The following is a 14,657-nucleotide window of genomic DNA, read 5'->3' as shown; positions in this document are numbered from 1 at the left end:
CGGCTGCTGCCTGATCGTTCGGCGGAGCCGGCTGCTGCTTATTCGGCGGAGCCGTACATGCGGTCGCCCGCGTCACCCAGGCCCGGGACGATGTAGCCGTTCTCGTTGAGCCGCTCGTCGACCGAGGCCGTCACGACGGTCACCGGCGTGCCCGCGAGCTCGCGCTCCATGACCTCGACGCCCTCCGGGGCGGCGAGGAGCACGACCGCGGTCACGTCGTCGGCGCCGCGCTTGATGAGCTCCTGGATCGCCGCGACCAGCGTGCCGCCGGTCGCCAGCATCGGGTCCAGGACGTACACCTGGCGGCCCGAGAGGTCCTCCGGCATCCGCGTCGCGTAGGTCGACGCCTCCAGCGTCTCCTCGTTGCGGATCATGCCCAGGAAGCCGACCTCGGCCGTCGGGAGCAGCCGGACCATGCCGTCGAGCATGCCGAGCCCGGCACGCAGGATCGGGACCACCAGCGGACGCGGGTACGACAGCTTCACGCCGGTCGTGGGCGTGACGGGGGTCTCGATGTCGACCTGCTCGGTCCGGACGTCCCTGGTGGCCTCGTAGGCGAGCAGGGTGACCAGCTCGTCGGCGAGACGGCGGAAGGTCGCGGAGTCCGTGCGCTTGTCGCGCAGGGTGGTGAGCTTGTGGGCGACCAGGGGGTGGTCGACGACGTGGAGACGCATGACTCAACAGTAGCCCGACCCGCACTGGCGTCGACCCACCGCGCTGGGGGAAGGTGGGGGCACAGGGACCCAGCGATGGGGTGGTGTGGCCGATGCCCGACCTGGAAGAACCGGCCGAGGATGCCGCCGAGGGGGCGGCCCGCACGCCGGCACCGGAGACCGACGCGGAGCGCCGCAGGCGCCGCGCCCAGTTCCTCCGCGAGCTCAACGAGGCCAAGGCGCTGCGCGAGCGCGTGCAGCCGCGGCGCGCCCGGGCGGCACGGATGCGTCAGGCGATGCGCATGAGGACCTTCCGCTGGTGAGCGTCCCGGTCGGAAGATCCGCTGTGCGCCCCCTTCGTGCGCCGGGGTCGCACGCCCGCCCGATCGCGGGGTCGTTCAGACTGATGCACGACGCAAGAGCCGAAGACCTCTCCTGACGGCGTCGTTTCTGTCACGATGCCGATTGGGCGGGGCATCAGGAGCGCGCCGCCGGAACGTCACACCTCTGATCAGTGGGAGAGAGTCAGGTGTACTTCGCCGCACTGCTCGCGCGCACCGAAGACGGGTGGGAAGCGAGCGACACGGAGCTCGACGACGTGGAGACCCTGTCGGATCTGGCCGAGCTGGCCCGTGAGGCCTCGGACGACGACACGGTGATCGTGTTCATCGAGCAGGAGGACGCGTGGTTCGGGATCGTCCGGATCGAGGGTGAGGAAGACCCTCGTATCTACGTCTCGGACGGGGCAGCCGCCGCCCGTTCCTCGTACGGGGAGATCCTCACCCGGGAGCTCCTCGGTGACGACCTGGACGACCTGGTCGACGACCTGGAGACGCTGGACCTGGACGGCACCGAGGACGGGGAGCCGCTCGACGCCGACGCGGACGAGGACGACGAGGCGGGCTCCGTCGCCGCCGAGGCCGTCCCCGCCGCTCCGGTGGGCGACCGGCTGATCCTGGCGGACCTCGGGATGGCGGCGGAGGACCTGCTGGCCCTCGACAGCGACGCGCTCACGGAGATCGCGGACGCGCTGGGGGCCGCCGAGGTCCTGGAGGCCGTCCGCTAGTGGCACCCGCGGTACCCGTTCCCGAGCCGACGGGCGGCCACGCGGCGGACGCCGCGCCCGTCTCCGTACCCGCCCCGGACAGGGACCCCGTCCGGGACCCCTGGCGGGACGCCATGCGGCTCGCCATCGCCGAGGCCGACGCGGCCGCCCCGGCCGGTGACGTACCGGTCGGCGCGGTCGTGCTCGGCCCCGACGGCACGGTGATCGCCCGCGCGCACAACGAGCGGGAGGCCACCGGCGACCCCACGGCGCACGCCGAGGTGCTCGCCCTGCGCCGGGCGGCCGCGGTGACCGGCGAGTGGCGGCTGACGGGGTGCACGCTGGTCGTCACCCTGGAGCCGTGCGTGATGTGCGCGGGCGCACTCGTCCAGTCGCGCGTCGAGCGGGTGGTGTTCGGGGCGCTCGACGAGAAGGCGGGCGCGACCGGTTCGCTCTGGGACCTCGTCAGGGACCGGCGGCTCAACCACCGCCCCGAGGTGATCCAGGGCGTCCTCGGCGAGGAGTGCGCCGCGCAGTTGACGGCCTTCTTCCGCGCGCGCTGACCTGCGACGGGATACGGATTTCATCGCGGGCGCACTTTGGGCTAAGCTCTCTCTCGGTAGCGTGTCCGAGCGGCCGAAGGAGCTCGCCTCGAAAGCGAGTGTGGGGAAACTCACCGAGGGTTCAAATCCCTCCGCTACCGCTTCGATCGAAGGGCCCGACGCATCAGCGTCGGGCCCTTCGGCGTATCTCTCGCGCGTGCGGAGAAGCCCCGGTCCGCGCGTGAATACCAGAGAAGGCCCCGGTCCGCGCGTGAGTACAGGGAAGGCCCCGGTCCGCGCGTGTGGCGCGGCCGGGGCCTTCTCACGTAGGACGGGGGGAGCGGCATCGGGGGGACAAGCCGCTCCCCCCGATGAGAACCGGTCCGGCAAGTCCTGCGCCGCGGTCAGGGGGGAAGCTCGCGGCGCGGACCCCGCAGTGCGGGCCGGCTCCTTCGAGCCCCTCGAATTCCTGCCAGATCCGCCGGGCTCGACATCCATACTGCGCGCCCGTCACCCTTCCGGGGGAGCGGCGAAAGGCCCCGATCGCCGGGCCCTTGGTCCATAAAGCCTCGGTTAGAGTGGCGCGGTCGTACGGCGGGGGAACAGGGGAGGGCTGGGCAGATGGCGCAGGCGAAGAAGATCGCGCTGTACGCGGTCATGGTCTTTATCGTGTACACGATCGTCACGTCCCCCGCCCGGGCCGCCGACCTGGTCCAGGTAGGGTTCGAGGGCATTTCCAGCGCCGCCCAGGGAGTCGGCCAGTTCATGACCGAACTCGTCAACTAGGAGCCCTCCGTGATCCGCCATCTGGTCCTCTTCAAGCTCAACGACGGCGTCTCGCGCGACGAGCCGCGCGTGGTCGCCGGCGTCGAGGCGTTCCGCGCCCTCGGTGACCAGATCCCGGAGCTGCGGTTCTGGGAGTGCGACTGGAACATCACGGACCGGCCGATCGCGTACGACTTCGCCATCAACTCGGCCGTCGAGGACAAGGACGCGCTCCAGCGCTACCTGGACCACCCCGCGCACCAGGCGGGCGTCGCGCAGTGGCGCGAGTTCGCGACCTGGGTGATCGCGGACTACGCCTTCTAGTCCTCTCTTCACTCCGAGGCCCTCTGCCGTCGCGGCGGGGGGCCTTTTCCGTGCGTGACCTCCCCTTTTTCCGCCAATATGCCCTCAACACGGGAGTATGCGGTGCTTGCACACAGTGGACATGTCTTGTGATGCTATGACCGCTTTTGATGGATGAGTTGACCGTAGTTGACCCAGTCGACCAGCAAGACCAGCCAAAGGGGTGGCGTGAACGTGCCGGCCAGTACAGCACCTCAGGTCCCGCCCCAGCACGAGGCGGGCGGCGCTCCGGAGACCCCGCGCCCCCGCCCCCAGAGCACCCGCGGGGCCGACACCCGCGCCCTGACGCAGGTGCTCTTCGGGCAGCTCAAGAACCTGGAACCGGGCAGCGCCGAGCACCACCGGGTGCGCGGGGCCCTCATCGAGGCCAACCTGCCGCTCGTGCGGTACGCGGCGGCCCGCTTCCGCTCCCGGAACGAGCCGATGGAGGACGTCGTCCAGGTCGGCACCATCGGCCTGATCAACGCCATCGACCGCTTCGACCCCGACCGGGGCGTGCAGTTCCCCACCTTCGCGATGCCGACCGTCGTCGGCGAGATCAAGCGGTACTTCCGCGACAACGTCCGCACCGTGCACGTGCCGCGCCGGCTGCACGAGCTCTGGGTGCAGGTGAACGGCGCCACCGAGGACCTGACGACCGCTCACGGCCGCTCCCCCACGACCGCCGAGATCGCCGAGCGGCTGCGCATCGGCGAGGACGAGGTGCTCGCCTGCATCGAGGCCGGCCGCTCGTACCACGCCACCTCCCTGGAGGCCGCGCAGGAGGGCGACGGGCTGCCCGGACTGCTCGACCGGCTCGGCTACGAGGACCCGGCCCTGGCCGGGGTCGAGCACCGCGACCTCGTCCGTCACCTGCTCGTCCAGCTGCCCGAGCGGGAGCAGCGGATCCTGATGCTGCGCTACTACAGCAACTTGACCCAGTCTCAGATCAGCCAGGAACTCGGCGTCTCCCAGATGCACGTGTCAAGGCTCCTCGCCCGCAGCTTCGCCCGCTTGAGATCCGCAAACAGGATCGAGGCGTAACCGAAACGGGTAGACCGGTTCGGAGCAGTTCTCCGGCATCCCAAATGCCGCACACCCCTTGTTTCCTGCGGAAATGTCAGCTCTCCGTGTCGACAAGTCACTACAGCGTGTTGCCGACATGTGACATTCTGCTGGAACCGAGTTTGCCGCAGCCCCGCCGCCGGTATTCAGGTGGAGGCTGCGTTCCTCAGATGGTCGCGGCCACCGCGACCGTCCGCGACCTCAAGGGGGTGGCATGTCCACAGAACTGGGCAGCTCGAAGGTGCTCACGCTCACGCCCGTTCCCGTGCCCGCGCAGACGACGGCACCGACCGCGACCGACAGCGCGGTGGTCGCGCCGCCGCCGATGCCGGTCACGTCGGGCGCCCTCGACACGCGCACCCTCTCCCGCTCCCTCTTCCTGCGGCTGCGCGCCCTCGACACCGAGGGCGCCGCGGCCGACAGCCCGGAGCGGACCTACGTCCGCGACACCCTCATCGAGCTCAACCTCCCGCTCGTGCGGTACGCGGCGGCCCGCTTCCGCTCGCGGAACGAGCCGATGGAGGACATCGTCCAGGTCGGCACCATCGGCCTGATCAAGGCGATCGACCGCTTCGACTGCGAGCGGGGCGTGGAGTTCCCGACGTTCGCGATGCCGACCGTCGTCGGCGAGATCAAGCGCTTCTTCCGCGACACCTCCTGGTCGGTGCGCGTCCCGCGCCGACTCCAGGAACTGCGGCTCGCCCTCACGAAGGCCAGCGACGAGCTCGCGCAGAAGCTCGACCGCTCCCCCACCGTGCCCGAACTCGCCGCTGTGCTCGGGGTGTCGGAGGAGGACGTCGTCGACGGTCTCGCCGTCGGCAACGCGTACACCGCCTCCTCGCTCGACTCCCCCTCGCCCGAGGACGACGGTGGCGAGGGCTCGCTCGCGGACCGCCTCGGCTACGAGGACACGGCGCTCGAAGGCGTCGAGTACCGCGAGTCGCTCAAGCCGCTGCTCGCCAAACTGCCGCCCAGGGAGCGGCAGATCATCATGCTCCGCTTCTTCGCCAACATGACGCAGTCGCAGATCGGCGAGGAGGTCGGCATCTCCCAGATGCACGTCTCGCGGCTCCTCACCCGCACCCTCGCCCAGCTGCGCGAGGGCCTCATCTCCGACTGACTTCCCGAAACACCCGCCTTGTTGACGGTCCGTCAGCCAGACTGGAACGCATGAGGCGAAGGAAGCCGGGAGCGGGACTCGTGGCGGTGGCGCTCTGCCTCGGCGGGGCGCTGACCGCGTGCGGCGGCGGAGACGGCGAGGGGTACGCGGCGGTCGGCGCCGGCCCCTCCCCGAAGGGCGCGGTCGCCCCTTCGGGCGTGGTCACCCTGGTCCCCCTGGAGAGCCCCTCCGCGAGCGGGACGACGTCCAGCACGTCGTCCCCGTCGCCAGCGGCCCCGGGGACGCCCGGGGCACCGGGCGCGTCCTCCACGGGCCCGGACGGCGCCTCTCCGGGCCCTTCCGGGAGCCCTGGGACCTCCGGGACTCCCGGGCCCTCCCGTACGGACACGAGTACGGGCTCCGCACCGGGTACGGGATCGGGTACGGCCCCGACGACCGCGCCCGGTCGTGGCGGCTCAGGCGCCGCCACCCCGCCCCGTACCCCTTCCGCCACGCCCCGGCCTCCCGTGCCGGGCACCGGGACGCCCTCCCCCGCGCCGACCACCACCCCTCCCGGGCCCGCCGTGCTCACCGTCTCCGCACCGGGCCTCGCGGACGGCGACCGGCGCTGGTGCCAGCGGGTGACCGTGACCTTCCGCAACACCGGTGGCTCCGCCGCCACTTCGGGCACGGCCGGCTTCTCGACGCACATCATCGGGCTGCTCGGCACCGACTGGGGGACGGTCGACTCCCGTCAGCCGCTGCCGGCGCCGATCGCCGCGGGGACGGCCCGGACACAGACGTACACGGTGTGCGTGGACTCCTGGCGGGTGCCGCTCGGCATGCGGATCGACACCCGCACGGTCACCGCCGAATGGCGCTGACCAGCACCTCCGCGAATTCCGCCGGATGCTCCACGCAGCCCACGTGGCCACCGGGGAACTCGGCGAGCTCCGCCCCGGTCAGCTCCGCCATCCGCCGGGACGGCCCGACGAGCGCCTCCTGACCCGCCGACTCCCGCCCGATGCCCAGCACCAGCTTCCCGGCGGCGGCGCGCAGCCCCTCCAGGTCCGGGGCGGAGGAGGAGAAGGGGCACAGGACGTGCTCCAGGAAGACCGGCATGTTCGCGGCCATGCGCGAGGCCATCGGCCGGATGGAGGCGGGCAGTTCGCCGTGCTGCCGCTCCGGCCTCCGGCCGTCCGGCGTCTCGGAGAACCGGGCCATCGCGGGTCCGAGTCCTTGCGTGCGGTGCAGCTCGCGCACCTCGGCGAAGTGGTCGCGGTACGGGGCGGGGTCGGCGAGCAGCTCCACCAGGGGCGGCTCGTGGCCGACGAGCCGGCGCACCCGGTCCGGGCGGGCGGCGAGCAGGGCGAGGGCGACGATGGCGCCGGAGCTGCTGCCGAAGACGTACGCGGGGGCGTCCGGGGAGACCGCGTCCAGGACGGCGAGGGCGTCCTCGCGCCACTCGGCCACCCGCTGGTCGCCGAGGGGCCCGTCGAGCGGGCTGCGCGACAGGCCGCGCTGGTCGTACGAGACCACCGTGTGCCCGGCGTCCGCGAGCAGGTCGGCCATCCCCTCGAACAGGCCGGCGTCGCCCGCACCGCCCGGGATGAGGAGCAGGACGGGGCCGGTGCCGCGCGTCTCGTACCGCAGGGTGGCGCCGGCGACCTTCAACGTTCCGACGTTCATGACCCGTTCCCCCAGTTCTCCAGGACGTGGTGGAGCGCGTCGAGCGAGCGCGCCCAGGACGCGGCGACGGGGCGGGAGTGCGTGAAGCCGCCGCTCAGTTCGAGGTGGATGTAGCCGTGGAAGGTGCTGCGGAGCAGGCGCCCGGCGTCGGTGAGGTCGGGCTCCGTCAGGCCGTAACCGCGGAGCATGCCGTGGGTGAGCTCGACGGCCCGCAGGAGGACGGCGGTGTCGGCGACCTCGTCGAGCTCGATCCGCTGCTGGGTCGCCGCGTACCGCCCGGGGTGGGCGAGGGCGTAGTCGCGGTAGGCGTCGGCGAAGGCGACCAGCGCCTCCCTGCCGGAGCGGCCGGCGACGGCGGCGCCGATGGCGTCGTTCATCTCGCCCGACGCGAGGAGCGCGAGCCGCACCCGCAGGTCCCGGAGGTTCCTGATGTGCGAGTAGAGGCTCGCGTCCTTGACGCCGAAGCGGCGTGCCAGTGCCGAGACGGTGACCTGGTCGAGGCCGTTCTCGTCCGCGGCCTCGGCGGCTGCCCGCACCAGGGCGTCGACCGTGATTCCCGCGCGCACCACAGGGCCCCTCCTTCCTAGAGTGTCTAGGAAGGAGGCTAACACCCCTAGGTTTTGGTGGCCAGGGAATTCGGCGGCGGGGAATTCGGCGGCCGGGAATTCGACGGCCGGGGATTCGGCAGCCTGGGATCCGGCGGCCGGGAATTCGGCGGCCTGGGAACTGGAGACCGGGGAACTGGAGACCGGGGAACTAGAGACCGGGGAACCGCACTCCCGTCAGGCGCTCCGACTCCTCCCACAGCCTGCGGCCCGTCCCGGGGTCGTCCGCGGCGTCGGAGAGCCGCACGCGGGTGGGGTGGCCCCGCAGTTCGCCCATGCCGTCCGGGCCGATGAACTCGCCGCCCGCGACGGACGGGTCGGTCGCCGCGTACAGCTGGGGCAGAGCGCCCCGCTCCGGCCGCTGGGCGAGCAGCGGATTGCCGATGCGCCCGAAGAACAGCTTCGCCAGACCGGAGGTGTCCTTCATCTGGAGGCTGGTGGCGGTGTAGCCGGGGTGGGCGAGCACGCTGCGGACCGGGCCCGCGGTCGCGGACAGCCGGCGGTGCAGCTCCTTGCCGAAGACGGCGTTGGCGAACTTCGACTGGTTGTAGAAGGCCATGGGCGCGTAGCCGCGCTCGCCGCTCAGGTCGTCGAAGCGAAGGGCGCCCTGCCGGTGGTTGATCGAACTGACCGTGACCACCCGGGGATCGGTGCCGGCGGCCAGCAGGTCGAGCAGCAGGCCCGTGAGTGCGAAGTGGCCGAGGTGGTTGGCGGCGAACTGGAGCTCGTGCCCCTGGGGACTGAGCGTGCGGGGCGGCGCCATCACGCCCGCGTTGTTGACGAGCACGTCCAGGTGCGGGTGCTCCGTACGGACGCGGTCGGCGAACGCGCGCACCGAGTCCAGGTCGGCGAGATCGATCCGCCGGACGGCCAGGAGGCGCGCGTCGACGTCGAGGGACTCGACGGCACGGCGGCCCTTCTCCGGGTCCCGTACGGCGAGGATCACGCGCGCGCCCCGGCGGGCGAGCTCGCGGGTGGTGGCGAGGCCGAGACCGCTGTTGGCCCCGGTGACGACGAAGACCCGCCCGGTCTGGTCCGGGATCCGGTCGGCGGTCCAGCGCTGCTTGTCAGTCATGCGGCACACGTTGCCGTTCATGTCACCGAGTGTCAAGCATGCCCCCTGGTGTCACGCAAGGCACGGCGTTACCATCGAGCCCGTGACCACCCTCGCCCAGCGCAAACGCCAGCTCGTCTCGACCGAGCTCACCGAGGCGGCGCTCCAGCTGCTCGCCCTCCGGGGCTTCGACGCGGTGACCGTCGACGAGATCGCGACCACGGCAGGGGTCTCGAAGCGGACCTTCTTCCGGTACTTCGCGTCGAAGGAGGACGTGGTCGTCCAGTTCCTGACCGGCATGGGCGCCGACATGCGCGCGGGGCTCGCCGCCCGGCCCGCCGAGGAGCGCCCCTCCGAGGCGCTCCTCCACACCGTCTCCGTACCGCTGACCGCCTGCGGCGACCACGCCGACCGCGCCCTTCCGGTGGTCCGGCTGATCCTGCGGACGCCCGCGCTGCTCGCCCGCTTCCTGGAGCACCAGGCCCGGTGGCGCGAGGAGCTGACGGAGGAGCTGGCGGCCCGGCTCGGGCGCGATCCCGGGACCGACCTCTACCCGCGGCTCGCGGCGGGCACGGCACTGGCCGCCTTCGACGCCGTACTGCACCGGTGGAGCGAGGGCCAGGGCGCCGAGGATCCCGGCGCGCTGATCGGGGAGGCCTTCGCGGTGCTCGCGCCCGCGCTGGATGCGACGACGGCCGGACGGAGGAGCGACGAGCCGACGGCCGGATAGAAGAACCGGACAAAAGAAGAAGGGGCCGGTCCGCGTGGTGCGGACCGGCCCCTTCTCTCGGGGGTCGGGGGTTCAGCCCAGCGCCAGCCAGGCGACGGCCGCCAGGACGACGATCACCGCGACGACACCCACGATCAGGCCGACGCGCGGGCCGCCCGACGGGGCCGCGGCCTGCGGCTGCCGCTGCTGCGGGGTGCCCTCGTCGACGAAGGCGCGGAACATCTGCGTGCTGCCGGCGGGGTCGTAACCCTCGGGGCCCTGAGGGGGCTGGCCCTGGCCGTACGGTGCTTGGGGGTTGTGTGCCATGGGCCAGGACCCTAGCGAAGTCGGGGTGGAGGGCCCAAGCCCCGGTACCACCCACCCGCCTTTACCGATTCTTTAGCGCCGTTTGACCGATTTAGTTTGCCTGAAGCAACCATCCATCTCTATGGTTGCCCTAAGCAACAAGATGGACAGGGGGTGCCCGATGGCGACACGGAACAGGTACGAGGAACTCGCCCGCTCGGTGAGCGCGATCGGAGCCGTGAAGCGCGGACTCGCCCGTGTCCTGCCCGTCGAATGCCAGGGCGGCTCGGCGGCCGTGCTCGCCCTGGTCAACCACCACGGCGACATGCGGACGAGCCGGCTCGCCGAACTGATGGCCGTCGACATGTCCGTGTGCAGCCGCCATGTGGCCCACACGGTGGAACACGGCTGGATCGAGCGCCTGCCCGACCCGGACGACAAGCGCTCCCGCATCCTGCGGCTCACGGAACCGGGCCACGCGATGCTCGGCGAACTCGACCGCCGGGTGACCGACGCCTTCTCCCGTCACCTCGTGGAGTGGTCCGACGACGACGTCGAACTCCTCACCCACCTGCTGGCCCGCCTCCGGGACTCCTTCGGGGACTGCCGGGCCCAGGCCCACCACGCTTGAGAAAAAAGGAAGTTCATGGCTACGACCACGCCTGAAACCGGTGTGCGGGACGGCCTCACCGGTACCGGTGGCGGCGACACCGCCCCGATGACGCACCGGCAGATCATGGAGGCGCTGTCCGGGCTGCTGCTCGGCATGTTCGTCGCCATCCTGTCCTCGACGATCGTCTCCAACGCCCTCCCGCAGATCATCACCGACCTCGGCGGCGGCCAGTCCGCCTACACCTGGGTGGTCACCGCCTCCCTCCTGGCGATGACCGCGACCACCCCGCTCTGGGGCAAGCTCGCCGACCTCTTCTCCAAGAAGCTGCTCGTCCAGATAGCCCTGATCATCTACGTCACGGGCTCGATCGTCGCGGGTCTCTCGCAGAGCACCGGCATGCTCATCGCCTGCCGTGTCGTCCAGGGCATCGGCGTCGGCGGTCTGACCGCCCTCTCCCAGATCATCCTGGCCGCGATGATCGCCCCCCGCGAGCGCGGCCGGTACAGCGGCTACCTCGGCGCTACCTTCGCCGTGGCCACCGTCGGCGGCCCGCTGCTCGGCGGCGTCATCACCGACACCGACTGGCTCGGCTGGCGCTGGTGCTTCTACGTCGGCGTGCCCTTCGCGATCATCGCCCTGATCGTCCTGCAGAAGACCCTGAAGCTCCCCGTCGTGAAGCGTCAGGTCAAGGTCGACTGGGCCGGCGCCTTCTTCATCAGCGCCGCCGTCTCCCTGCTCCTCGTCTGGGTCACCTTCGCGGGCGACAAGTACGACTGGCTGTCCTGGCAGACGGCCGTCATGGTCCTCGGGTCGGTCGCCCTCGGCGCGATCTTCGTGCTCGTCGAGTCGAAGGCGAGCGAGCCGATCATCCCGCTCCGCCTCTTCCGCAACCGGACGATCACCCTCGCCTCGCTCGCCTCGCTCGCCGTGGGTGTCGCGATGTTCGCCGGCACGGTCTTCTTCAGCCAGTACTTCCAGCTGGCCCGGAACGAGTCGCCGACGATGTCCGGCGTCCTCACCATCCCGATGATCGCGGGCCTGTTCGTCTCCTCGACGGTCTCCGGCCTCGTCATCACCAAGACCGGCCGCTGGAAGGCCTGGCTGGTCAGCGGTGGCGCCCTGGCGGCCGGCGGCCTCGGGCTGCTCGGCACGATCCGCTACGACACGGCGTACTGGCACATCGCGCTCTTCATGGCGCTCCTCGGCCTCGGCCTCGGCATGATGATGCAGAACCTGGTGCTCTGCACCCAGAACCAGGTGGCCCCCGCCGACCTCGGCTCCGCCTCCTCCGTCGTCACCTTCTTCCGCTCGCTGGGCGGTGCGATCGGTGTCTCGGCGCTCGGCGCGGTCATGGCCCACCGGGTCACGGACTACGTCAAGGAGGGCCTGACCGAGCTCGGCCCGAAGGCCGCGGGTGCCCTGGGCAAGGGCGGCTCGGGCGGCGGCATCCCCGACATGGACAAGCTGCCGGCCCCGATCCGCACGGTCATGGAGGACGCGTACGGCCACGGTGTCGCCGACGTCTTCCTCTACTCGGCGCCGTTCGCGCTGCTCGCCTTCGTGGTGACCCTGTTCATCAAGGAAGTCGCCCTGAAGAGCAACGCGGAGAAGGCGGAAGCCAAGTAGAAGAGCTCCCGGCCGCGCTTCGAGCGGAGGCGCGGCCGGGTCGAGTACGGAGCGGCGGGCAGGGGACGGCCCGCCGCTCCGTCATTTCCGTCCTCAGGAGCCCCCGGCCTCGCGCGCGACCATGACCTCGATGCCCGCGATCAGGACGTCCAGGGCGTAGTCGAAGTCCCGGTCCCAGATGGCGCTGAGGCTGTCGTGCGAGGTCCGCTCGTCGAGGATCTCCCTCAGCCCCTCCACCTGCTCCGTGAGGTCCGGGTCGTCGCGGAAGGCGTTCACCGAGTCCACGTAGAACTCGTCCTGCGACATGCCGGCCGCAGCCGCACGCCGGCCGAACTGGGACTCGATGGTCCCGTAGCCGTACACGAACTGGAACACCGCCGACATCGCGCTCGGCCGCCGCTCCAGCGAGAGGCCGGTCTCCGCGACCGTGTCGTGGATCTTCTGGCCGACGGCGATCGAGTTCGGGCCGATGTTCAGGTACTGGCCGGCGCTCGGCGACATCCACCCGTGGCGGACCAGCATCCGCCGGTAGTCCAGGGCGAGCAGCCGGATCCGGTCCCGCCAGTCCCCGGCGGCGTCGACCGCCGCGAGGTCGATCTCCCCGTAGACGCTGTCCATCGCGTACTCGAGGATGTCGTCCTTGGTGTCCACGTACCAGTACAGGGACATCGCCGTGACGTTCAGCTCGGTCGCGAGCTTGCGCATCGACAGCTTGGCCAGGCCCTCCTCGTCGAGCATCCGGATCGAGGCGGCGACGATCCGGTCCCGGTCGAGCCCGGCAGGGCCGCCACCGCCGCGGGCGGCCCTCTTCTCCAGCCAGACGCTGGAACGCGCCGGGTTCTTGGCCCGATCGGCTGCCTTGACCATCGCGTTCCTCCGTCTGTCAGCGGTCCGTGACCATGCTAGGCAGCGACCGGCTGCTCGGGCGTCACTGCCTGCTCCGTGCGCTCGGCCCTCTTCAGCAGCGCCGCCGCGAGCAGACCGCCGGCGAAGACGGCGATCGCGCCGACCAGCTGGCTGGTCTGGAGTCCGGAGGCGAAGGCGTCGGAGATCTGCTGCCGCTCGGCCTCGCCGCCCGCGGCGGCGAGCGCGGCCGGGAGCGAGGTCGCGGTGACGGCGACGAGCGCGGCGAAGCGGGCGTTGAGCACGGCGCCGAGGACGGCGACACCGAGGCCGTTGCCGAACTCGGCCAGGGTGCCGTTGATGCCGGCGCCCACGCCCGCCTTCTCCGGCGGGATCGCGCTCATCAGCGCGTTGGCCATGGCCGGGGAGGAGACGGCGATGCCGACGCCCATCAGGACCAGACCGAGCAGCATGCCCCAGTAACTGCCGTCGGTGCCGCCGCCGAGCAGCGAGATCGAGGCGAGGCCGGCCGCGACCAGCGTCATGCCGACGACGACGGTGGGCGGGGTGCCGAGCTTCATGACGATCCTCGGGCCGACGCCGGTCAGGTTGAGGCCGACGATCGTCAGGGCCAGCGGCGCCATGCGGAGACCGGCTTCGAGCGGCTCGTAACCGAGGACGAACTGCAGGTGCTGGGTGAGCAGGAAGAGCGAGCCGCCCATGCCGAAGACGACCAGGATCGAGCCGCCGATGGCGCCGATGAACTTCTGGTTCCGGAAGAAGTGCATGTCGAGCATCGGGTACGGGGTGTGCAGCTCCCACAGCGCGAAGGCGCCCAGACCGGCGACACCGATCGCGGCCGGGACGAGCACCTGCGCGGAGAGCCAGCCGTGCTCGGGACCGCTGATGATCGCGTACACGACGGCGGTCATGCCGATGGTGGAGAGCAGCGCGCCGAGCAGGTCGGGGCGGTCGCCCTGCGGGTTCTTGGACTCCGGTACGAGTTTGAGGACGGCGACGAGCGCGAGGGCCGCCACCGGGATGTTGATCAGGAAGATCATTCCCCACCAGAAGTGGTTGAGGATCACGCCGCCGATCAGCGGGCCCCCGGCGAAGCCGAGCGAGGCGACGGTGGACCAGAGCGCGATGGCCTTCACCCGCTCGGAGTCGTCGAAGATCTGCATGACGACGGCGAGGGTCGTCGTCATCAGGAGCGCCCCGCCGACACCCATGCCCGCGCGGGCGGCGATCAGCTGCCCGGTGGAGCCGGCGAGGCCCGCGGCGAGCGAGCCGAGGCCGAAGAGCGCGAGACCGGCGGCGAGGAGCTTCTTGCGGCCGTAGCGGTCGGCGGCGTTGCCGGCGGTGAGCAGCAGGCCGGACTGGACGAGCGAGTACGCGTTGATCATCCACTGGATGTCGCTCGTGGAGGCGTGGAGCTCCGAGGTCAGCGAGGGGATGGCGACGCTGAGCACGGTGTTGTCGAGCAGCACGGTGAGCTGGGCGAGACAGATGACGCCGAGGATCAGCCAGCGCTGCGGATGGCCGCCGGTAGCTGTCATGGCAGGAGACTCCTATACGGTGTACGAGGCCAAGGCTCGTACACCGTACAAGAGCTCTCGTACGCTGTATAGGGATTTATGGACGCCGGGTCAGTTCGCCGCGCGCCGGGTCAGGCCGCTGCTCGCCGGGTCAGGCCGTCGC

18 protein-coding genes and 1 tRNA gene are annotated in these 14,657 nt (G+C 71.2%); 12 read left to right on the top strand and 7 right to left on the bottom strand.

From position 1 onward, the window contains the following. Positions 1-38: 38 nt before the first annotated feature. Entirely contained in the window at positions 39-674 is a 636-nt protein-coding gene (upp, locus tag ACN9MM_RS20410; RefSeq protein ID WP_015034991.1) for a uracil phosphoribosyltransferase, read from the bottom strand. A gap of 92 nt (positions 675-766) precedes the next feature. Between upp and ACN9MM_RS20405 the strand changes: the two genes are divergently transcribed. From ACN9MM_RS20405 to ACN9MM_RS20365, 9 genes are all read left to right on the top strand, one after another. Next, positions 767-976, top strand: a complete 210-nt coding sequence (locus ACN9MM_RS20405; protein ID WP_366037509.1) for a hypothetical protein — start codon at positions 767-769, stop codon at positions 974-976. A 206-nt stretch (positions 977-1,182) separates the two neighbouring features. Continuing rightward, entirely contained in the window at positions 1,183-1,719 is a 537-nt protein-coding gene (locus ACN9MM_RS20400) for a hypothetical protein (RefSeq protein ID WP_426368786.1), read from the top strand. A gap of 113 nt (positions 1,720-1,832) precedes the next feature. Next, positions 1,833-2,261 carry a tRNA adenosine(34) deaminase TadA gene (tadA, locus tag ACN9MM_RS20395; protein ID WP_426368785.1) on the top strand — a complete coding sequence of 143 codons (429 nt, stop codon included), beginning with the start codon at positions 1,833-1,835 and terminating at the stop codon, positions 2,259-2,261. A 55-nt stretch (positions 2,262-2,316) separates the two neighbouring features. Beyond that, positions 2,317-2,401: transfer RNA gene (locus ACN9MM_RS20390), tRNA-Ser, on the top strand. Positions 2,402-2,861: 460 nt separating this feature from the next. Beyond that, positions 2,862-3,026 (top strand): hypothetical protein, encoded by a 165-nt coding sequence (locus tag ACN9MM_RS20385; protein ID WP_382867618.1) that lies wholly within the window; start codon positions 2,862-2,864, stop codon positions 3,024-3,026. 9 nt (positions 3,027-3,035) lie between these two features. After that, complete coding sequence (locus tag ACN9MM_RS20380; RefSeq protein ID WP_189804835.1) at positions 3,036-3,329, top strand: Dabb family protein; 294 nt, start codon at positions 3,036-3,038, stop codon at positions 3,327-3,329. Positions 3,330-3,542: 213 nt separating this feature from the next. Next, on the top strand, positions 3,543-4,391 hold the full coding sequence (locus ACN9MM_RS20375) for an RNA polymerase sigma factor SigF (RefSeq protein ID WP_382867616.1): 849 nt from the start codon (positions 3,543-3,545) through the stop codon (positions 4,389-4,391). Positions 4,392-4,626: 235 nt separating this feature from the next. After that, entirely contained in the window at positions 4,627-5,532 is a 906-nt protein-coding gene (locus ACN9MM_RS20370; protein ID WP_426364954.1) for an RNA polymerase sigma factor SigF, read from the top strand. A gap of 50 nt (positions 5,533-5,582) precedes the next feature. Next, positions 5,583-6,395, top strand: coding sequence for a hypothetical protein (locus tag ACN9MM_RS20365; protein ID WP_426364953.1), 813 nt, complete (start codon positions 5,583-5,585; stop codon positions 6,393-6,395). Here the strand turns inward: ACN9MM_RS20365 and ACN9MM_RS20360 are convergent. The 3 genes from ACN9MM_RS20360 to ACN9MM_RS20350 all read right to left on the bottom strand — a co-directional run bounded on the left by ACN9MM_RS20360 (position 6,376) and on the right by ACN9MM_RS20350 (position 8,880). After that, a complete protein-coding gene (locus ACN9MM_RS20360) occupies positions 6,376-7,200 on the bottom strand; it encodes an alpha/beta fold hydrolase (protein WP_426364952.1) in 825 nt (274 codons plus the stop codon). The genes ACN9MM_RS20365 and ACN9MM_RS20360 overlap by 20 nt on opposite strands. Beyond that, positions 7,197-7,769, bottom strand: a complete 573-nt coding sequence (locus ACN9MM_RS20355; protein WP_426364951.1) for a TetR/AcrR family transcriptional regulator — start codon at positions 7,767-7,769, stop codon at positions 7,197-7,199. The genes ACN9MM_RS20360 and ACN9MM_RS20355 overlap by 4 nt, the downstream gene beginning before the upstream one ends. 187 nt (positions 7,770-7,956) lie before the next feature. Then, entirely contained in the window at positions 7,957-8,880 is a 924-nt protein-coding gene (locus ACN9MM_RS20350) for an oxidoreductase (RefSeq protein WP_426364950.1), read from the bottom strand. A 19-nt stretch (positions 8,881-8,899) separates the two neighbouring features. Between ACN9MM_RS20350 and ACN9MM_RS20345 the strand changes: the two genes are divergently transcribed. After that, positions 8,900-9,589, top strand: coding sequence for a TetR family transcriptional regulator (locus ACN9MM_RS20345; protein WP_426364949.1), 690 nt, complete (start codon positions 8,900-8,902; stop codon positions 9,587-9,589). A 72-nt stretch (positions 9,590-9,661) separates the two neighbouring features. Here ACN9MM_RS20345 and ACN9MM_RS20340 read toward each other — a convergent pair whose 3' ends face one another. Beyond that, positions 9,662-9,895 (bottom strand): hypothetical protein, encoded by a 234-nt coding sequence (locus tag ACN9MM_RS20340; RefSeq protein WP_329856195.1) that lies wholly within the window; start codon positions 9,893-9,895, stop codon positions 9,662-9,664. 160 nt (positions 9,896-10,055) lie between these two features. Here ACN9MM_RS20340 and ACN9MM_RS20335 point away from each other — a divergent pair, with 160 nt between their 5' ends. Together ACN9MM_RS20335 and ACN9MM_RS20330 are read left to right on the top strand one after the other, a co-directional pair. Further along, on the top strand, positions 10,056-10,505 hold the full coding sequence (locus ACN9MM_RS20335; RefSeq protein ID WP_426364948.1) for a MarR family winged helix-turn-helix transcriptional regulator: 450 nt from the start codon (positions 10,056-10,058) through the stop codon (positions 10,503-10,505). A 15-nt stretch (positions 10,506-10,520) separates the two neighbouring features. Next, the gene (locus ACN9MM_RS20330) at positions 10,521-12,113 is read left to right on the top strand and encodes an MDR family MFS transporter (protein WP_426364947.1); all 1,593 of its coding nucleotides are present in this window, start codon (positions 10,521-10,523) and stop codon (positions 12,111-12,113) included. Between the two features lie 93 nt (positions 12,114-12,206). Here ACN9MM_RS20330 and ACN9MM_RS20325 read toward each other — a convergent pair whose 3' ends face one another. Together ACN9MM_RS20325 and ACN9MM_RS20320 are read right to left on the bottom strand one after the other, a co-directional pair. Continuing rightward, positions 12,207-12,980 carry a TetR/AcrR family transcriptional regulator gene (locus tag ACN9MM_RS20325; RefSeq protein WP_426364946.1) on the bottom strand — a complete coding sequence of 258 codons (774 nt, stop codon included), beginning with the start codon at positions 12,978-12,980 and terminating at the stop codon, positions 12,207-12,209. A 35-nt stretch (positions 12,981-13,015) separates the two neighbouring features. Next, positions 13,016-14,515 carry an MFS transporter gene (locus ACN9MM_RS20320; protein ID WP_426364945.1) on the bottom strand — a complete coding sequence of 500 codons (1,500 nt, stop codon included), beginning with the start codon at positions 14,513-14,515 and terminating at the stop codon, positions 13,016-13,018. Positions 14,516-14,657 lie beyond the last annotated feature (142 nt).

It is taken from the genome of Streptomyces sp. E-08, assembly GCF_049913095.1.
GTDB lineage: Bacteria > Actinomycetota > Actinomycetes > Streptomycetales > Streptomycetaceae > Streptomyces.
The sequence above is the reverse complement of the archived record's forward strand: the minus strand, read 5'-3'. Positions and strand labels throughout refer to the sequence as shown.